A 19,375-nucleotide genomic window follows, 5' to 3' on the forward strand; every position below is an offset into this window, starting at 1 on the left:
ACAGGGAATGAAAATCCCTGTCTTTTTTGTCGTTTAACTCAAATGGAATTTTTATGTGCAAATAAAAAAGGCAAACATGTCTAAATACATGTTTGCCTTTCGCTATATAATGATGTATTAAAAACGATACAATTATCCGCGTCTTCCGCCTCTGCCGCCCCGTTTTGTTTCAGTGCTGCGTTTTAAGGTGGATAAGTTCTCTTCACTAGCCTTTAAAAATTTAGCCATTTTGTCTTCAAAATTTTCTTTAGGTTTAAAATTGCTGCCGCCTTTTGAACGGAAATCTTTAGAACGGCTATCTACTCTTCCCTGACGTGGTGGACGTTGGGAATAAGACGAGGTTTGTCCTTCGGGCTTATCTATAGCTTTTTTGATGGACAAGGCAGTCTTTCCGTCCTTCTCACTAATTACTTTTACTTCAATTAGGTCGCCAACTTTAAGATGATCATTAACGTCTTTAACATAGCTGTCCGCTACCTCACTGATATGGACTAACCCTGTTGTGCCACCAGGCAATTCTACGAATGCCCCAAAACTAGTGATGCCTGTTACTTTACCTTGTACCTTAGTACCTACCTCGATTGACATAAAAAAATGTTCCTCCTCAATAATGTTACAACCACCTCATTATAACAAATAGATGGGTATAATATCAATTCTTTCATCAAGTGCCTGACATCTTTTTTTATATAACCCTCAATTTCTAAAGTTTATTGATGTGTTATGTGGAAAAGATTATAATGATTTCCATTTTTAGTTAAATGATATCATTCGACAATAAAGGAGTGAAGTGACTTTGTCAGGACCAAGTTTAAGAAAACCGGATGCACATTCGTCGATCCACGAAGCAGCACTTAATGAGGCGGTATGCGGTGTCATTCTCATCGTTGGGACATTTTATCGCTTTATTTTTCGAGGGAAAAGCTGGTATGCCCCGTCAACAGAAATTTTTGAAAAAAAGTGGTTGCGATTCGGTTCCGTCCTTTTCCATTACGGGATTATTTTTGCCTTTATTGGACATGTAATGGGCGTCTTGATTCCAATTGGGGTCTATGAAGCACTAGGCGTTGGTGAACATCTGTACCATATTGGTGCAATTGCAGGCGGTGGGGTCGCAGGACTAATGGTTGTCATTGGCTTGGTGGTGATGATCATTCGGAAGTTGTCGTTTCCGAAGGTACGCGTACATACGACCTTTGGAGATTATTTCACGATTGTTCTGTTACTCATAATTGCAGCCCTTGGCACCTATATGACCCTCATTTATAGTTATACAATGGTAGCCTATGAGTATCGATTAACGATTGGTCCGTGGTTTAGGAGTATATTCACTTTCCAGCCGCTTTCTGAGCTCATGTTAGGGATACCAACCCTCTTTAAGGTCCATGTAATTTTGTCATTCTTTTTATTTGCATCCATACCGTTTACCCAGCTAGTTCATATGTTTAGTTTTCCAGCACGTTATCCAACACGAGCTCCACAGCAATACCGTTCACGTGATGGGTATGATAAGAGCTGAATTAGTGCCTGACACCATAAGGAACCTACAGAAAAAACAGCCATTGATTTTTTTGGCTGTTTTTTTTTGTCTAAATCAGGAATTTTGAGTGCTTATTGGCATGATTTTTGGTTTGATTTTTGAGTTTGGATGAAAAAAATGATTGTATTAAGGTTTTGATAGGATTACGATAAAAACAAAAAAATACATGATGATAGATGAGCGAATGGGGGTTTCCTCTTTTTCACTTTTACACCAGGGAGAGGTTGTCTTATGCGAAGTTATCTAATTCTGGGGATGTGCGCATTATATTTGATTCAATATTTTGTGGAACTGCATTGGCTTCAATATGTAGTGGTGGTCCTATCTTTACTTGCTTTCTTGGGGAGTGCTTTAAAAGCAGACCGTTTTCCTCGCTGGCTCGGTATTGTTATGATGACGGCTGGAGTGATGATTGAATGGAGAAAAGGGACTGGGGCTGAAGGAATCAGTGATGGGATATTCTTAATTCTTCCATTGCTAAGCCTAATTACTCTGGCACCGCTTCTGTCGATTCCATTAAGGCTCGGGGGTTACTTTGAATCGATTGCGATACTATTACGCAATTTATTACATCACCCGAAAAAGTTGTATGCTGGAATAACTGGAACGCTTTTTTTATTAAGCCCAATCTTAAGTTTAGGCTCAGTCAGAATCATAAATGAATTTTTGGAGGAACTCAAGCTTCCTTCCGAGGTGTCAGCGAAAAGTTATCTTGTCGGCTTCTCAACGGCGGTGTTGTGGTCACCTTATTTTGCGTCTGTATCTCTTGTGCTTCATTACATGAATGTTTCATTCAAAGAGTATATTTTGTATGGGATCGGTTTATCCATACTATCCTTATTGATCGGGAATATTTTGTTTGCAATCTGGGTGAAGCATCACCCTGTTAAAGAAGAGTTGTCAGCAATGGTACCTATATTAAATGCACACCGCAATCAATTAATGAAGTTAGTATTTTTCGTGGTCTTGCTAATGGGTTCATGCTTATTAATCGAGTCATTATCCCATTGGTCGATGATCGTGATTGTTTGTCTTGTTTCAATTGTTGTCCCTCTTTTATTTGGGATTCTATCAGCAGATAAGAAACAAATTATTCCTCCATTGGTTGACTTTCGTGACCGGACGGTACCGATGATGAACAATGAAATCATGCTTTTTATGAGTGCAGGAATGTTAGCTTTTGCGATGAAAGGGACTAGTGTCGCTAATGGAATCAGTCTCTTCCTTTCGGATCTAGCTCATCAATCCTTCCTCTTATTTGCACTAGCTGTCATGGTAATTGTTCTTTGCATTACCTATATTGGAATCCACCAAATTGCTGCAGTAGGTGCATTAGCAATGCAATTGAATCCGGCCGAGCTCGGAATGAGTAACATAGGCCTGGCGATGCTTCTTTTGCTGACATGGTCTATATCAACAGCATTAAGCCCATTCTCAGGTCTGAATTTAATGGTGAGCCGGTTTGCTGGTATTTCTGGGTTTCAGGTGGGACTCCGCTCCAATGGACTTCATCTAACGCTCGTTGCACTCATTGGAATTGCCATTATCTCCGTTATTGGATAAGATGCTTTATAAAAACAGCCTTCACACATCATCAATGTGTGAAGGCTGTTTTTATATTGGGTGAAGCGCTCCAGTCCATACGCCGCTAAATGGGCGCTTGCGCTTTTTAGTCGATGATTGAATATTTCATTTTATAAAGGACATATCCTGTGAAGAGTTGGAATAAGTCAATAAAATTTTTGGGGTTTTTGTTTGTTAATTGTTCAATTTTCTGCAGTCGATAAGCTAAGCTGTTCCGGTGAATATGAAGTTCCGATGAGATCGCATTCATATCACCACTATTTTCAATAAAGCTAATTAAGGTCTCAATCAGCTCAGTTCCTTTGGGACTTGCTTCAAGGTCCTGAAAGAATCCACTGATTTCTTCAAACTCAATCGCTTTATTTGCTAAGTAGTCGATAAATTTCAAATTATGATAATAACAGTGGTATTCAGTCAGTCCTAGTTTTTCAGCAATTTCTAAAGCTCTTTTGGCTTCGTGTACTGATTTACCAATGTGAGAGTGATTTGTACCAATTCCTATTTTGGTGTTATCTTTCGAAATAAAATCCTCTAATCTTCTCAAAATATCACTGTCGATTGGGACAATGAACAAAAGCGTATTTTGACTAAGCCGGAAGCTGTATTCCTGTTCTAATAAGAACGGCTCTTTCATGCTGTTTCCTTTAACTATTACAGCTTTTCTTTCAAGCTCAAGTTTAATCCCAACGGCTTCACCGCTATGAATAAATGATTCATCATATTCTTCGTTCCGAAAAATCCAGTGATACAAAAATTCTTCCTTCATTTGTTCCTTAATTCTACGTTCTTTATATAAAAACTCTTGGTTGATTAATAGTTCAGCTGTTACTCGAACTAATTCAGCAAAAGGCTCAACAATATTTGGATCGCCGCTAATACCAATCACACCGATAATTTTATTTCTAAAATGGATGGGGATGTTCACTCCTGGCTTTGCTCCAGCATCTGAATTGTAAATGGAAACAATGGTGCCTTTCTCGATGGCTGCTATCGCCCCTTGATGATAGGTACCGATTCGGTCCTGGTCGCCGCTGCCAATAATTAATCCAATTTCATCCATAATATTTACATTATAGGGGAGGACCTTCATTACTTTGTTAGCAATCTCTTGAGCTAGAACTTTGTTAATTTTCATTTGTTACCTCCGATACTATTAAGCACTAAAATACACGATTAATATAAATTGGTTGATTGCACAAAAAAATAGTAAAAATATCAGTAATTTGAATGATGATTTATTTGTAAGACAATTATACAATAAGAAATGTAAACGGTTACTAGAAATTTAGTAGGAACTAAAAATTTTTATGATTTATTGTAACAAAATAGCCACATAGAAAAGGAAGATTAGGAGGATTAACAATGTTTAAACCAAAAGGAGTCATTCCTGCGTTAGTAACACCGTTGGACAAAAGTGGGAAATTAATGGAGGATGCACTCAGAAAATTAATTGACTACACCATTTCAGGTGGTGTCCATGGGCTGTTTATTTTAGGAAGCAGCGGTGAAATTTATGGATTAACGAATGAGCAAAAACGCCGTGTTGTTGAAGTTACAGTTGAACACACAGCAGGTAGAGTCCCTATTTATTGTGGTGCAAGTGAAATTACCACTCGAGACTGTATCCAAACCGCACAGATGGTTCAGGAAATCGGGGGCGTGTCAGCATTATCTGTCCTTACTCCTTATTTCTTAACGCCGAACCAAGGTGAATTAATGGACCATTTTAAAGCGATTGCAAAATCGACAGATCTACCAATTATCCTGTATGGAAATGAAGCACGAACCCAAGTGAAAATCGATGTCAAGACTTGCGAGGAATTAAGCAAGGTGGACAACATTATCGGAATTAAAGATAGCAGCGGGGACATGACCAAAATGGCTGAGTATCTTCGAGTTACTGATCGTGAAACCTTTTCTGTTCTAGCAGGTCGTGACACCCTCATTTACTCAGGGCTCTGTCACGGGGGAACTGGTGCCATTGCAAGTACAGGGAACATCGCTCCAAAATTAGTTTCAGAGATTTACAATACTTTTGTGTCAGGCGATCATCAAAAATCACTAGAATTGCAATTAAAGCTCTCACCATTACGACTCTGTGTCGATAAAGCGACCTTCCCAGTTGTCTTAAAAGAAGGATTGAAAATGGTCGGCATTGATGTAGGTTATGCATTAGCACCAGCAGGAGAGATGAGTCCTGAAAGTAAGCGATTATTAGCAAATGTACTGAAAGATCTAGAATTAAATCAAACACATTAATTCCTAGCGGAAGGAAGTAACCACTATGCCATTAGTATATGTTGCATTAGCAGTTGCCCTCATACTTATTTTGATGATTCCACTTAAAATGAATGGATTTATTGCCTTAATCATTGCTGCTTTATTTGTAGGTTTTCTCCAAGGTATGCCAATAGAAAAGTTGATGGAATCCATTTATGGAGGAATTGGTGGACAACTCGATGACCTGCTGTTAATTCTAGGTTTTGGAGCCATGTTAGGAACAGTAATGGCAGATGCCGGAGCTGCTCAACGAATTGCCAACACTTTAATTGACAAGATGGGTGTTAAACGAGTACAAATCGCCATGTTGATTGCTGCTTATATCCTTGGAATTACAATGTTCTTTGAAGTCGCATTTGTATTATTGATTCCTCTAGTTTTCACCGTTGCTCGTCAAACAAAATTAAATTTACTTTGGGTAGCAATTCCAACAGCAGTTGGATTATCCACAACACATAGTTTTCTACCGCCGCATCCAGGACCAGCTGCAGTAGTAGGGGTTTTCGGATCAAGCATGGGCTTAACATTATTATACGGACTCATCATTGCCATTCCTGTTGGTGCTTTTATCGCATTAACTTGGCCAAGATTGCCATTCATTAAAAAGATGAATCCAAGCATTCCAGAAGGACTTGGAAGTTCGAAAATTTTTAAAGATGAAGAAATGCCAAGCTTCATGGCAAGTATTACTTCTGCCCTTATCCCTGTTGTCTTAATGGGAATATCTGCAGTATGTGAAGTAGCACTACCAGAAGGAAATAGCTTTAGGCATATCATGGAATTCTTTGGTTCTGCTACAATCGCCTTAATGATTTCACTTTTACTTTCATTCTATCTTCTTGGCACTAGAGTAGGCCGTTCATTAAAAGATGTCATGCAATCATGTGCAAATAGTGTAAAACCGATGGCAATGATCATTCTTGTAATCGGTGCAGGCGGTGCGTTTAAACAAGTACTAGTTGATAGCGGCATTGCTGATTATATCAAAGATTTAACGGGCGGATGGGATATTTCACCTATCATCCTTGCTTGGTTAATTGCAGCATTGTTACGTATTGCCCTTGGTTCAGCAACTGTAGCTGTAATGACTGCAGCTGGTGTGGTTCTGCCAATCGCACAATCTTCTGGTGTTAGTATGGAATTAATGACTCTTGCCGTTACATGTGGTAGTGTCGCATTCTCACACGTTACTGACCCTGGGTTCTGGATGTATAAAGAATATCTCAACTTATCAGTAGGTGAAGCGATTAAAACAAGAACCACTTATACAACAGCACTCGCAATCCTTGGTTTAGCAGGGGTATTAATCCTAAATATGTTTGTAGGCTAAAAAAAATAAAGACTAAGCTGGGAGTAAAAAAGACATTTTTACTTCTTCTTAGATCATACTTCAGGAGGAATAAAAAATGAAAATTGGATTTATTGGACTCGGAATTATGGGTAAACCGATGAGTAAAAATTTAATCAAAGCAGGATATCAATTAATTGTAAGTGATTTTAATAAAGAGGCTGTTAATGAATTAGAATTATTAGGTGCTGAACTCGGTTCTACTCCTAAAGAAATCGCAGAAAAATCTGATATCGTTATTACAATGCTGCCAAACTCTCCGAATGTAAAAGCAGTAGCCTTGGGAGAAAACGGATTAATAGAAGGTGCTCATGAAGGATTAGTATATATTGACATGAGTTCTATTTCACCAGGTGTTTCCCGTGAAGTGTATCAGAGATTAGCTGAAAAGGGCGTTGATATGCTAGATGCACCAGTTAGCGGAGGAGAACCAAAAGCTATTGATGGTACGATGTCTGTCATGGTTGGAGGGAAAGTAGAAGTGTTTGAAAAATGTAAAGAAGTTTTAAATGCAATGGCTGGTTCCGTTGTGTTAGTGGGCGAGATTGGTGCTGGAAATATCACAAAGCTTGCCAACCAAGTAATTGTTGCTCTAAACATCGCAGCTGTTTCCGAAGCGTTTGTTTTATCTCAAAAAGCAGGTGTTGAACCAGCAGCAGTATTTGAAGCAATCCGCGGCGGATTAGCTGGTAGTACTGTTCTTGAAGCAAAGGGTCCAATGATGCTAGATCGTAATTTTGATCCTGGTTTTAGAATTAACCTTCATATTAAAGACCTTACAAATGCGCTTGAAACTTCACATGAGTTTGGGGTACCACTTCCATTAACATCATCTGTCCTTGAAATGATGTATGCACTTAAAGTCGATGGACATGAGTTCGAGGATCACAGCAGTCTTGTGAAGTTCTATGAAAAGTTAGCAAACGTAGAAGTAAGTCGCTAGTTCTTATTTAGGGTAAGGGAAGTGTTTCAATTAATACCACTTCCTTTACCAATAAAATCTACTAAAAATTAGATTGGAGACTTCCATATGAATAAAGTTCAGACCCAAGTTAATGTTACTCCAGTTGTCACAGAAATGTCCGTTTACTCTGTGGCAGGCCGAGATAGTATGCTTTTAAACTTAAGTGGTGCTCATGGTGCTTATTTTACACGTAATATTGTCATTCTAAAGGACAGCAATGGAAATGTTGGTGTTGGGGAAGTACCTGGCGGTGAGGGGATACGCAAAACTTTAGAAGATGCCAAACCACTTGTACTAGGATCATCGATTGGAAACTATAATAATATCTTAAATAATGTAAGAAAAACGTTTGCAGGTCGTGATGCTAGCGGACGTGGATTACAAACCTTTGATTTAAGAATCACGATTCATGCAGTAACTGCTATCGAAGCTGCTTTACTAGATCTTTTAGGAAAGCATTTAAATGTACCAGTTGCAGCTCTTTTAGGTGAAGGTCAGCAGCGTGATAAAGTAAAAACACTAGGTTATCTGTTCTACATTGGAGACCGTAATAAGACTGATTTACCTTATTATAGTAATCAAGATTCTGATGTAGATTGGTATCGAATTCGTCATGAAGAAGCGTTAACACCGGAAGCAATTGTTCGTCTTGCAGAAGCATCTCAAGCGCTTTATGGCTTCAAAGACTTTAAGCTAAAAGGCGGCGTATTAGACGGCAAGGAAGAAATGAAAGCCATCAAAGCATTAAAAGAACGTTTTCCTGATGCAAGAATCACTCTTGATCCAAATGGAGCATGGTCATTAAAAGAAGCAGTTGAGCTATGTAAAGATATGCATGGAATTCTTGCTTATGCTGAAGATCCTTGCGGTGCTGAAAATGGTTATTCTGGACGTGAAATTATGGCTGAGTTTAGAAGACAAACGGGTCTTCCAACAGCAACGAATATGATTTCAACCGATTGGCGTCAAATGGGCCATACCATTTCCTTACAATCAGTAGATATTCCACTTGCCGATCCACATTTCTGGACAATGCAGGGTTCAGTACGTGTAGCGCAAATGTGTAATGAATGGGGACTAACATGGGGCTCCCACTCAAATAATCATTTCGATATCTCACTGGCTATGTTTACACATGTTGCCGCTGCAGCTCCTGGCGAGATTACTGCAATAGATACTCACTGGATTTGGCAGGAAGGGACAGAACGGTTAACTAAGGAGCCATTCCAAATTGTTGACGGTGACATTACAGTTCCTAACAAACCAGGTCTAGGCGTTGAAGTGGATATGGATCAAATTATGAAAGCACATGAAATGTATAACAACATGGGACTAGGCTCTCGCGATGATGCAGTCGGAATGCAATTCTTAATTCCAGACTGGAAATTCGATAATAAACGTCCTTGTTTAGTCCGATAAAAAAATTAGGGTGGCTGAAAGGTCACCCTAAACTTTTTACTCTTAATACAAGGTTGGGACATAACTAAAAAACCATTAAACTCATACTTTGTCATAGAACGGTTGAGTAATTATTTATTAATTTTTTCTACTTTAAATGTAAAGGACAGATTACTATGAAGTTTGTGTTAGCGCCTGATTCATTTAAGGAAAGTATGACAGCGAAAAATGCTGCACTTGCTATGGAGAAAGGAATCCTAAAGGTTTTCCCTGATGCGGAATGCGTAATCGTGCCAATGGCGGACGGTGGGGAAGGAACAGTTGAGTCTCTTGTTAGTATGACTAATGGAGAAATCATCAAAACTGAAGTTCTAGGACCTTTAGGAGAGAAAAGATTTGCGGAATTTGGTCTTTTAGGGGAAGGGCAAACAGCTGTTATTGAAATGGCTACAGCGAGTGGATTAGAATTAATCCAACCAGAGGATCGCGATCCATTAATCACAACAACATACGGTACCGGTCAGTTAATTAAATCTGCCCTAGACAAGGGTGTAACCCGTATCCTTATAGGAATTGGCGGAAGTGCAACCAATGACGGCGGCGTTGGAATGCTTCAAGCTCTTGGAGTTTCATTTAAGGATAAGAACGGAGAAGAACTTGTCTTTGGCGGAGGTGCGTTGGGTCAATTACATTCCATTGATTTAAGTGGATTAGATGACCGAATTAACCAAGTCAAAATTGATGTAGCCTGTGATGTCACGAATCCACTAATTGGAGAAAACGGTGCATCCGCAATCTTTGGCCCGCAAAAGGGTGCAACACCTGAAATAGTCCAACTTCTTGATCAAAATTTAGCTCTTTATGCTGACTTAATCAAGCAAGAACTCGGAAAGGATATCGCACATACGGAAGGTGCAGGAGCCGCAGGTGGTCTAGGTGCAGGGTTAATGGCATTTCTAAATGCTCATTTAAAAAAGGGCGTCGAACTTGTAATCGAGTATACTGGACTTGAGGAAAGAGTTAAGGGTGCAGACTATGTTTTTACTGGCGAGGGCAGTATTGATGGCCAAACTTTATTTGGGAAGACACCGTTTGGGGTTGCTACCATCGCACAGAAATATTCTATTCCAGTCATTGCATTTGCAGGTAGAATTGGAACTGGTGTCGAGCCATTATATGATCATGGATTCACCGCAATTATTGGAATTTTAACGGGTGTTACATCTTTAAATGAAGCACTAGAATCAGGTGAAGCTAATCTTGCTTTCGCAGCAGAAAATATTTGCCGGGTATTAAAAATATAATATTTATCCATAAAAAGTAGCTGTCGAGTTTTCGACAGCTATTTTTCATATAAATTGTTGCCTAATATAGGTATAATATTATTAGTCTTACAAATAAAGACAAAAAATTCAAGGAGCGAAATGATGGTTGGTTCTCCGAAAAAAATAATTGTAGAATCCGTAAATCGAAATACCTTATCGAAGCAGGTTGTTGAAAGTATTATTAACTTATTAATTAGTGGACAATTGAAACCAGGTGATAAATTACCGACTGAAATGGAACTAATGGAAGTTCTAGATGTCAGCCGGCCAGTGTTACGTGAGGCTTTAAGTTCACTCGATACACTTGGTGTAATAACACGTAAAACCCGTGAAGGAACTTTTTTTAACAATAAAATCGGAAGTCATCCATTTTCAATCATGTTAGCTTTGGCCCATGATAATTTGCCAGCAATCATAGAGGCACGGATGGCATTAGAACTAGGATTAGTGACATTTGCAGCAGAGAAAATAGGTGAGAAACAGCTTTCAAAATTAAAAGAGACGATTGATATTATCGCCAACAGCAAAGACAATAACTATGTCGAAGCGGATAAGGAATTTCATCAAATCATTGCCTTAAGTGCGGATAATCCAATTGTCGAAGGAATGATCGATTCATTAATTATCACGATTAGAAAAATCGATAGCGAAATTACCTATCGTGAGCGTGATCGAACACTCCAACAACACATTGCTATATACGAAGCTTTGGAAAAAAGGGACCCTTTTGAAGCATTTCATCACATGTTCCTACACCTTGATTCTGTACGACAGAAACTATTGAAATAAAACTAAATATTAAGCGGTGTCAGGCACTTTATTTTGGAAAATTCTCAAAATAAATTTTATTGAAAGCGTATGCTATAATGGTGGTAAAAACAACAGCAAGGAGAAATCGCTATGTTGAAAGATATTTTTATCGGCTTATCTCAAAATCAATTTTTAAATAATACAGCTAAAAAATACGGCCTTAAATTAGGTGCACAAAGTGTTGTGGCTGGAACAAATATACCTGAAATGATTAAAAGTATTAAGGAACTTAATGCTCAAGGAATCTCTTGTACTGTTGATAACTTAGGAGAATTCGTTTTTAAAGAAGAAGAGGCGACAGCTGCGAAAGAACAAATCCTCAAAGTAATCGACGCGATTCAGGAGAATAAAGTGGATGCACATATCTCCTTAAAACCAACTCAAGTAGGATTAGATATTGAATATGAATTTTGTCTTAATAATGTAAGAGAAATCGTCGATCAAGCACATCGATACGATATTTTTGTCAATATTGATATGGAGGACTTCAAACATCTTGAGCCAACATTTAATTTATTGGACGACCTGTCGCTAGAATATAATAATGTTGGAACCGTCATTCAATCTTATTTCCACAAAGCACAAGAATACCTTGAAAGATATAAAAACTTCCGTATTCGTCTAGTTAAAGGTGCCTACAAAGAGTCCGCAGAAATTGCTTATCAAGATAAGAAGGATATTGATGCAAACTTTATCAAGATTACCGAATGGCATCTATTAAATGGTAAATTCACTTCGATTGCCACACATGATCATCGAATTATTAATCATGTGAAAGAATTTGTTAAGAAGCACGATATTTCGAATGAGAAATTCGAATTTCAAATGCTTTATGGGTTTAGGAAAGATATGCAGCTGCAACTTGCCAGTGAAGGCTACAATTTTTGTACCTATGTTCCTTTCGGCAATGACTGGTATGGTTATTTTATGAGACGGCTAGCTGAAAGACCGCAAAACTTAAATCTTGTCGCTAAACAAGTTTTTAATAAAAAAACGAATACAGTGATTGGTGTAGCAGCAGGGGCATTTCTATTAGGAAGAATGACTAAGGCGGATAAGAAAAAACGTCGTTAATGACCTAAATTCCAACGATAACTAACTGCAATCCTTCAACCTCCCATTTTAAGCAGATGGGGGGTTTTTGTATGGGTTTAAATTCTGCTAAAAAAGTGCGTAAACAATGGAACCACTTATTTTTGGTATGCAGTCGCCTTAGAACATCGGATTTTTTTAGGACCAAACCTCCCGAAACAAAAAAAAGGCACCTAGCCTTTGTTAGTTATTTTATTAACAACAAAGGTATTAGGCACCAGTTTTCACTGCATTATATGAAAAATTGCTGTCATCCCATTGGAAAATACCTTCTTGAAGTTTTATGGTGGCATCAAAAGGGCAAGTAATGGCTAAATCACTATCTGTAGGAGTTTCATAAAGGATGTTATTCTTTTGGTCCATCAACTCTTTTTTAAGACGAAGCATGTCCAGTTTTGAAGCGACACGAAGGATTTTATCAAGAGTTATCTTCTTTTCACTAATACCATGACTGTTACAAATGCTTGTCTGAAAACTCTTGTTATATTGGATCATCATATGCAAATCATTGATACAGGCTACGCCAAAAACCTCTTTTATTACGTCCTCATAGCGCAGCTGGGTGCCAGTTGCAAATTTAATAATATTCTTTTCAGGATTTTCTAAGAAATAAACCGTTTCAATAAAATTTTCCATATAAACACCCTTTCTATATTTTAAATTCTGTTGCCGAGTCATTAAGTTGATTTTCCAATGAGTCAGTTTTTAAGAAACTTATGGCTATTTGAGTCGATTAGGAGCTACTACCCTTAGTGTTACTCACTGAAAAATCAGTAGGTTATTTTTATTATAACATATTTTGATTGTGTTTGCTGATTCAACTCGAGATATGTAGATATATGTCGGAAAACTTATTTTTTCACCTAATTTGGTGGATTTTTATTTCTACAATTATTTATATTTAGTAGAACGACTTACCAATAATAACATGTTGTAAACTAATAGTTTAATAAAGTAATATCGTTATATAAGTACTTCATCCTCATAAGAACGGAGAATGATTTTGATAAAATTAGGCGCAGGTTTTCTTGCCTTTATATTATTAATTAACGTGCTCATACTAAGTGTATCGGCCGAAAAAATAGAACCAAAGATTAAAGTAAAACTGGTCAATTATCTTGGAAATAAAATGGAGATAACGATAAGACCTACAGGCGATTACAACGTGGAGCAATCAACTGTCCGCTTAACTACCGGAAAGAATTATCTCGTAAAATACGATAATAACAAAATTACTATTTTAAATGGAACAACACCACTTTTTACCGCAGATACATTAAGTCTTTTACCATTAAACGACACAAACTATCTTTCTATTAATAATCGTAATTATTTAGGTTCATTTCAATTTGTCCTCGAAAATTCAAAGTATGTGCGGCCATTTAATGAAATCTTCTTAGAGGATTATTTAAAAGGTGTCGTCCCTTCTGAAATGTATGCTGAATGGAACCGCGAAGCCTTAAAAACACAAGCGGTTGCAGCTAGAACGTATGCATTATCCTATCAAGCGATCACCATCGATGATACGATCAATTACCAAGTGTATGGTGGTTACGTTTGGCACCCAAATAGTACAGCAGCAGTAGATGAAACAAAAGGGGAAGTATTAAAGGTAAATGGCCGCTTAATCAGTGCGGTTTTTTCTGCCAGTAATGGCGGGAAAACAGAATCGAATGCAAATGTTTGGGGCTCAACACCTGTCTCTTACTTGGTTATTAAAGAAGATGAATTTGATGCAAAAACTGGTTGGAATTTTTCTGTTAAAAAACAACAATTCAACCCGGTCAATTTGTCATGGAGTCAAATGAATGAAAATGATACAACGATAACAAACACGATTAAAGCATGGATGGCAAATCATGGCTATGCCGGAAAAGAAATTAAAATAACGGCAGTACCTGTATTATCTTTAAACACACCAACATCAGGAGGCCGTGTGTCTAAAGGAAATATTACGGTTGAATTTTTTAGAAAAGATAAAGTGAACGCAAATGGCTCTTATATCCCGCAGAAGTTCGAATACAAAAATGTTGCTGCATCACAGATCCGTGCTATGGTTGGCAATCGAATCATGAAGAGCTATCTTTTATCGAACATAACAGAGACGGATAAAACAATCACCGTAGAAGGACTGGGTGACGGTCATGGCGTAGGTTTAAGTCAATGGGGTTCCCAGAACCGTGCGCTTGATGGTCAAAAATATAATGAGATTCTTGCCTTCTATTATAAAGGAGCAGCAATTGTAAAAGACTATAGTGAGCGACCAACAACGGTTGTAAAAGTACCTTCCGAACCAACTGGACAAGCATCTGAAGAACAGACAGTACAAACACCTACAAACCCAGCTGGCCAAATTTCTGAAGATCCTGATGAACAGGTACCTGCAGACAAAGCTGTGCAAGCACCAACTGAAACCACTGAACCAACTGTGGCAGCAACTCCGATTTCAGACAAAATTGCTCCAAACATAAGTGAAGTAAAAGTCAGTGTAGATTACACGAAAAATAAAGCTTATATCTCTTTTCATTTCAATGAGAAAGCAAAGGTAACTGTTTATATTAAAGACAGTAAAGGTAATATTATAACCTATCTTTCAAAAGAAGCTGTAATAAATGCAGGTACCCTCAAGAAGGAATATACCATTAATTCTTTACCAAACGGAAAATACTATGCAGGGATCATTACTGAAGATTTGAGTAATAACCGATCATCGACGTTGCCATCTTTTGAAGTAAAAAAAGTTGTGGCTGTAAAAGACAAGACCGCTCCCAAATTTAGCAGCGTTAAGGCAAGTGTAGATAACACAAAAAATAAAGCCGGTATTTCTTTTAAAACAAACGAAACTGCATATGTAACCGTCTATATAAAAAATAGTTCTGGTAAAACTCTTAGCTACCTGAAAAAGGACGTTATAACAAAAGCAGGTACAATCAACCTAGGATACAGCACTGCCTCCCTTGGAAATGGGAAATACTCTGTAGTGATGGCTGCGACAGACACAAGTAAAAACCGTTCGAGCGTGACAACTACTTTCGTTGTAAAAAAAGTGGTCAAACCAAAAACGGGAAAAGTAACTGTATCACGTCTTAATGTACGTGCAACAACATCAACCAAAAGCAAGGTAATTGGTACTTTAAAGAAAAATCAATCAGTAACCATTGTCTCAACAACAGGTTCATGGAAAAAAATCAAATTTGGTAAAGCAACAGGTTATGTTTCAAGTAAATATATAAAATAAAAAGGGCAGAGACTTTCTCTCTGCCTCAGATTGTAGACAAAAGGCATTCGAATGAGCCCATTCGGATGCCTTTTTGTAGATTTTTTGCTCGCAAGAGCAAAATTTAGACCTATCCTATGCCTGTTTTTACACCATTTCTGGACTTTTCCATGTCCAGTTGGCCATCTTTTTCAAATTCATGGCAGCAAAAGTAANNAACAGACAATTTAACAAAGACATAAAAAAGACTGCGGGCAAACCCTAGCTTTTCGGATTTGTCGACAGTCTGAAACCCCTTCAATATAGTTGAAGGGGTTTCATTACTATTTCTTCTCGATGATAACGAATAAAACACCTGTGAGAATTAGGATAGAGCCAATCCAAAACGTTACACCTATGTTCTCTTTTAGAATAAGCCATCCAAGTAATGTACCAACCACGGGTTGAAAGAAGAAAAATATCCCCCCACTTGAGGCATTAAGCATTTGCAATCCACGATTCCATAGTAGAAATCCACCAGCTGTTGAGACAATACCCAAATACAAAAGTCCTCCCCAAATAGTCGGGTGAGTCAATTGAGAGATATTAATTGCGTGTAACCGTGGCAAAACAAATGGGGTCAACACTATTATGGCTACCAAGATGGAATACGTCGTTACTACAATTTGTGAATAATTACTCGGCACACGCTTTACAAGTACAGACATGAGTGCCCACGTTAAAGCAGCAATAAGCAGTGAAATACCACCAAGTTTATTGGACAAATCCATATGACCAAATCCAACAATGAGAAAAACCCCAATTGTTGCTAAACAAACGGAGAGTCCCTTTTTTAACGTCAACCGTTCTTTAAGGAGTAAGCGAGCAAAAATAACCATAAATGCTGGTGTTGAAGAAGTTATTATGGCTCCCATTTGTGCTGAGGATAGCATTGTACCAGTTTCCTGTGTAACAATTGAAATGGCATTACCAATTATTCCAATGGCTATGATTATTAAGAAATGACGTTTCTCGATTCGCCATTTTTGTCGTGTTATTAAGCCGATAAAGAGAAGTGCGACAATAGCCACTAAATATCGCATCCACACAAGTTCCAGTGGAGGTATGACGGATACTACAATTTTTACAACAACGTACATGCCACCCCAAATACTGGAAGCTAAAGCTAAATATATAGAACCTAATATGGTGTTTTTCATTTTTTATACCCTCCGTCCTTTATTTAGGTCGAAAATGCCCTAACGGAGAGAGGTAGTCACCTTCACTCCATTAAGAGACGAAGAGTACTACTGGTACATCATTTTCAAATAATGGAGTCCAATACATTTTGATTCACCTCTAGTTCAATTTAGCTACATTTAACTGAGATCTATTATAACAGAATATTATGTTTTTTAACGTATAAAATCCGCGAAATGTCAGCGAGACCCCCTATACAAACGAAGCCTGGTGCTTTTTTACTATACTAGTTAATAGAGCTATTTTTTTATTGCATTAAAGTGTGCGAATATTGATAATAAAAAATGACAGGTATGAATCTAACCAATTCATTTATCCTGTTTCACCTATGAGATTACCTAAAGGTTCGTTGGGACCAACACCCTTGCCTGCTATTATTATTACATCATCTATAAGGCCCTAAAACCCAAAATAACCATCTTCATCCATATAAGCAGAGTTACTAGAAACATACTGTCGCCAGGCATATGATTTATGGTTTAATTGAAACTGTATTTTCGCAATTTATTGGAAACAATTATTCCGGGAAAGAACTTAAAAAGAATAAGGCGTACCCATGCCCAAAGAGGCTTGGTGTGATGGAGGCGTAAACCAATAAACATGAAAATCGATTCAGAGGATGATCCCTTGGAGAGAAGCACCATAAACAATAACCAATACGCCAGGTAAATTGCTTATGCATACCTTTACTCACGAATTTCATCACAAGGGACAAATTGTAGCTATGATACGTAAGATGGGGTATGTCCCCCCATATACAGACGTATTAGGAACTGAAGATTAATTAATATTTGAGACATAATGGATTCGATTTCTTCCCCATATTTCTACGAACGGGAGCAAGGATTAAAGAGTTAGCTACATCCTGGTGGCTTTTTTCTTGTTAAAAAACTGAGTGTAAAAGTTGAAGATTGTAACTGCATCGTAGGTGTAATAAGGCAGCTTTTCTATTGTGCTAAAGGAGCAGATTAGTGGAAGAAGAGAAATGAAAATATCTTTCTCGTTAATGCCACATTTGACACAACCTGTGTAATTAAAAAGGTGTACCACTTTTGTGATAGCACCAATGGATTTGCTTAATCCCAGATACGGATTCTTGGAACCCCTGCGGTCCTTAAATAATCCAATAACTGCCCAGTATGAACGGATTCGTGATAGGCAACACGTAAAAGCATATCCCCTAAATCCCTTATGTACCCCGATTCAGAGCGGTCAATTTTAATATTTTCTAAATCGCCTTCAGAAAATGACCTAATAGTATCTATGAATTGCTTTCGGTAGGGTTCTGCAAATTCCAATTCAGCATTTACAGAAGTGAAGGGCTGATTTTCGAAAGGGGAATCGAAAAGAGATAAACTCCCTCTATTTCTAATTGCAAGGTCATAATAATGTTCGCTTTCTAGTACGTGCCTAATCATTTCTAGGCAATTCATTGCTTCATCATCTGGCTTCCAGTAAAGCTTTTCCTCAGGAATAGATGTCCAGACCTTTATGCTTCTCCTTCTTACTTCATTAAAGTTTAGAATAATTAAATCGATTGACTTCATAAAAATTCCTCCTTAATAAGGCATATATAAATTATACACGAATGAACGTTCGTGCGAAATTTATTGAAAAGAATTTTTAGAATTTATTCCACAGTTTGAAGTAGAGAAGGTGCTTCTTCAACTACCGGGTGCTTATGTTTAAAAAAGGGTCGCTGCGGCGACTTTTTTTCTTGTTCCAATAACGGGGCAGTTTACTTTAAGAAGAGAGATGAAAATACATCTCTCTTTTTTATCGCATTTGACCTAAAATGCGTACTAAAACAAAAGTGCTGCTAATCATAGCAGTACAGTAAGAACGGTTTATTCAAACTATATGAAATAGCTTTTGTAATAAAAGAATGTAATGATAATCGCAAATAAAGTATAAGCAACGGAAGCAAAGATTGGTATTCTGCCAAATTTAGCGCCTCTTTTTCCCTCAACTTCCATGTAGGTTTGGCTGTTAAATAAATCGGTCATTGGATTATTCGGTGCAGTAATTAGGATTCCAAGTATTCCAACTGGAAAAGTTAAATCAACAATATTGGCTTGAAAAAGATGTGCTGCACCGAAATTAAGAACCATTAGTATCGAAAAGGTTGCTAAAAATGCGAGTATTTTGTTCACGTTTTTTCTCCCTTTATTGTTATGAATATATTTAGTTTAAAAGAGGGATAAGTTTTGGACAAGTGTACATTAATTCCAATTAAAGTCTTTAAGTGAACAGTACGAACATAATATGTAATAGAAGAAAAGGTGCGGGTGCTTATATTTAATAAAGGGTCGCTGCGGCGACTTTTTTTCTTGTTCCACTAACGAAGCAGATTAGCATTCCTGTAGATCGTTAAATTTCAGGTTTGAAAAAAATAGAGCCCCTCAGTAAGATACGAGTATAGAGTCCAATCTAACTCAGAGTCTTAAGGAGGAAGCCCTACTATGAATTTTAAAATGCAAGACAAACAAAATCAACTAATTGAAAGAATTTCCGATACACATCTTATTGTTGGTGTGGATATTGCTCAACAACTACACGTTGCAAGAGCAGTTAACTT

The 19,375-nt window shown here is 37.6% G+C and carries 16 protein-coding genes and 1 pseudogene; 11 read left to right on the plus strand and 6 right to left on the minus strand.

Annotated elements, in window-relative coordinates; translation table 11 throughout:
• Window positions 1–132: 132 nt before the first annotated feature.
• Complete coding sequence (locus J7E77_RS26990; RefSeq protein ID WP_166259638.1) at window positions 133–588, minus strand: S1 domain-containing RNA-binding protein; 456 nt, start codon at window positions 586–588, stop codon at window positions 133–135.
• A gap of 250 nt (window positions 589–838) precedes the next feature.
• Between J7E77_RS26990 and narI the strand changes: the two genes are divergently transcribed.
• Complete coding sequence (gene narI, locus J7E77_RS26995; protein WP_214718281.1) at window positions 839–1,519, plus strand: respiratory nitrate reductase subunit gamma; 681 nt, start codon at window positions 839–841, stop codon at window positions 1,517–1,519.
• Window positions 1,520–1,771: 252 nt separating this feature from the next.
• Window positions 1,772–3,103 carry a hypothetical protein gene (locus J7E77_RS27000; protein ID WP_214718241.1) on the plus strand — a complete coding sequence of 444 codons (1,332 nt, stop codon included), beginning with the start codon at window positions 1,772–1,774 and terminating at the stop codon, window positions 3,101–3,103.
• Window positions 3,104–3,209: 106 nt separating this feature from the next.
• On the opposite strand, the gene J7E77_RS27005 is transcribed toward J7E77_RS27000, so the two are convergent.
• The gene (locus tag J7E77_RS27005; RefSeq protein WP_214718243.1) at window positions 3,210–4,259 is read right to left on the minus strand and encodes a CdaR family transcriptional regulator; all 1,050 of its coding nucleotides are present in this window, start codon (window positions 4,257–4,259) and stop codon (window positions 3,210–3,212) included.
• 227 nt (window positions 4,260–4,486) lie between these two features.
• Here J7E77_RS27005 and dapA point away from each other — a divergent pair, with 227 nt between their 5' ends.
• From dapA to J7E77_RS27040, 7 genes are all read left to right on the plus strand, one after another.
• Window positions 4,487–5,383: a 4-hydroxy-tetrahydrodipicolinate synthase gene (gene dapA / locus J7E77_RS27010; RefSeq protein ID WP_214718246.1), complete on the plus strand. Its 897-nt coding sequence runs from the start codon at window positions 4,487–4,489 to the stop codon at window positions 5,381–5,383.
• Window positions 5,384–5,408: 25 nt separating this feature from the next.
• Window positions 5,409–6,734, plus strand: a complete 1,326-nt coding sequence (locus tag J7E77_RS27015; protein WP_214718247.1) for a gluconate:H+ symporter — start codon at window positions 5,409–5,411, stop codon at window positions 6,732–6,734.
• A gap of 76 nt (window positions 6,735–6,810) precedes the next feature.
• On the plus strand, window positions 6,811–7,695 hold the full coding sequence (gene garR / locus J7E77_RS27020; RefSeq protein ID WP_214718249.1) for a 2-hydroxy-3-oxopropionate reductase: 885 nt from the start codon (window positions 6,811–6,813) through the stop codon (window positions 7,693–7,695).
• Window positions 7,696–7,782: 87 nt separating this feature from the next.
• Complete coding sequence (gene gudD / locus J7E77_RS27025) at window positions 7,783–9,135, plus strand: glucarate dehydratase (protein WP_214718251.1); 1,353 nt, start codon at window positions 7,783–7,785, stop codon at window positions 9,133–9,135.
• A 155-nt stretch (window positions 9,136–9,290) separates the two neighbouring features.
• A complete protein-coding gene (locus J7E77_RS27030) occupies window positions 9,291–10,418 on the plus strand; it encodes a glycerate kinase (RefSeq protein WP_214718253.1) in 1,128 nt (375 codons plus the stop codon).
• A gap of 123 nt (window positions 10,419–10,541) precedes the next feature.
• The gene (locus J7E77_RS27035; protein ID WP_214718282.1) at window positions 10,542–11,228 is read left to right on the plus strand and encodes a FadR/GntR family transcriptional regulator; all 687 of its coding nucleotides are present in this window, start codon (window positions 10,542–10,544) and stop codon (window positions 11,226–11,228) included.
• A 111-nt stretch (window positions 11,229–11,339) separates the two neighbouring features.
• Complete coding sequence (locus J7E77_RS27040; protein ID WP_214718255.1) at window positions 11,340–12,323, plus strand: proline dehydrogenase family protein; 984 nt, start codon at window positions 11,340–11,342, stop codon at window positions 12,321–12,323.
• Window positions 12,324–12,551: 228 nt separating this feature from the next.
• Here J7E77_RS27040 and J7E77_RS27045 read toward each other — a convergent pair whose 3' ends face one another.
• Window positions 12,552–12,977 carry a hypothetical protein gene (locus J7E77_RS27045; RefSeq protein WP_214718257.1) on the minus strand — a complete coding sequence of 142 codons (426 nt, stop codon included), beginning with the start codon at window positions 12,975–12,977 and terminating at the stop codon, window positions 12,552–12,554.
• Between the two features lie 367 nt (window positions 12,978–13,344).
• On the opposite strand from J7E77_RS27045, the gene J7E77_RS27050 reads away from it, so the two are divergent.
• A complete protein-coding gene (locus J7E77_RS27050) occupies window positions 13,345–15,579 on the plus strand; it encodes a SpoIID/LytB domain-containing protein (protein WP_214718259.1) in 2,235 nt (744 codons plus the stop codon).
• Between the two features lie 302 nt (window positions 15,580–15,881).
• Here J7E77_RS27050 and J7E77_RS27055 read toward each other — a convergent pair whose 3' ends face one another.
• Window positions 15,882–16,757 (minus strand): DMT family transporter, encoded by an 876-nt coding sequence (locus J7E77_RS27055; RefSeq protein WP_214718260.1) that lies wholly within the window; start codon window positions 16,755–16,757, stop codon window positions 15,882–15,884.
• Between the two features lie 692 nt (window positions 16,758–17,449).
• On the opposite strand from J7E77_RS27055, the pseudogene J7E77_RS27060 reads away from it, so the two are divergent.
• Window positions 17,450–17,581, plus strand: a pseudogene (locus tag J7E77_RS27060) (DinB family protein); the annotation flags it as partial.
• A gap of 292 nt (window positions 17,582–17,873) precedes the next feature.
• On the opposite strand, the gene J7E77_RS27065 reads toward J7E77_RS27060, so the two are convergent.
• Window positions 17,874–18,344, minus strand: coding sequence for a DinB family protein (locus J7E77_RS27065; RefSeq protein ID WP_214718263.1), 471 nt, complete (start codon window positions 18,342–18,344; stop codon window positions 17,874–17,876).
• A gap of 309 nt (window positions 18,345–18,653) precedes the next feature.
• Complete coding sequence (locus tag J7E77_RS27070) at window positions 18,654–18,950, minus strand: hypothetical protein (protein WP_214718266.1); 297 nt, start codon at window positions 18,948–18,950, stop codon at window positions 18,654–18,656.
• Window positions 18,951–19,375 lie beyond the last annotated feature (425 nt).

Source organism: Bacillus sp. ISL-77 (assembly GCF_018613105.1).

Bases quoted from the DNA above. Each gene is read 5' to 3' on its own strand.
- J7E77_RS27030 (WP_214718253.1), top strand. From the start codon at position 9,291: ATGAAGTTTGTGTTAGCGCCTGATTCATTTAAGGAAAGTATGACAGCG.
- J7E77_RS26990 (WP_166259638.1), bottom strand. From the start codon at position 588: ATGTCAATCGAGGTAGGTACTAAGGTACAAGGTAAAGTAACAGGCATC.
- J7E77_RS27015 (WP_214718247.1), top strand. From the start codon at position 5,409: ATGCCATTAGTATATGTTGCATTAGCAGTTGCCCTCATACTTATTTTG.
- gudD (WP_214718251.1), top strand. From the start codon at position 7,783: ATGAATAAAGTTCAGACCCAAGTTAATGTTACTCCAGTTGTCACAGAA.
- dapA (WP_214718246.1), top strand. From the start codon at position 4,487: ATGTTTAAACCAAAAGGAGTCATTCCTGCGTTAGTAACACCGTTGGAC.
- J7E77_RS27055 (WP_214718260.1), bottom strand. From the start codon at position 16,757: ATGAAAAACACCATATTAGGTTCTATATATTTAGCTTTAGCTTCCAGT.
- J7E77_RS27045 (WP_214718257.1), bottom strand. From the start codon at position 12,977: ATGGAAAATTTTATTGAAACGGTTTATTTCTTAGAAAATCCTGAAAAG.
- J7E77_RS27035 (WP_214718282.1), top strand. From the start codon at position 10,542: ATGGTTGGTTCTCCGAAAAAAATAATTGTAGAATCCGTAAATCGAAAT.
- J7E77_RS27000 (WP_214718241.1), top strand. From the start codon at position 1,772: ATGCGAAGTTATCTAATTCTGGGGATGTGCGCATTATATTTGATTCAA.
- J7E77_RS27005 (WP_214718243.1), bottom strand. From the start codon at position 4,259: ATGAAAATTAACAAAGTTCTAGCTCAAGAGATTGCTAACAAAGTAATG.
- garR (WP_214718249.1), top strand. From the start codon at position 6,811: ATGAAAATTGGATTTATTGGACTCGGAATTATGGGTAAACCGATGAGT.
- J7E77_RS27040 (WP_214718255.1), top strand. From the start codon at position 11,340: ATGTTGAAAGATATTTTTATCGGCTTATCTCAAAATCAATTTTTAAAT.
- J7E77_RS27065 (WP_214718263.1), bottom strand. From the start codon at position 18,344: ATGAAGTCAATCGATTTAATTATTCTAAACTTTAATGAAGTAAGAAGG.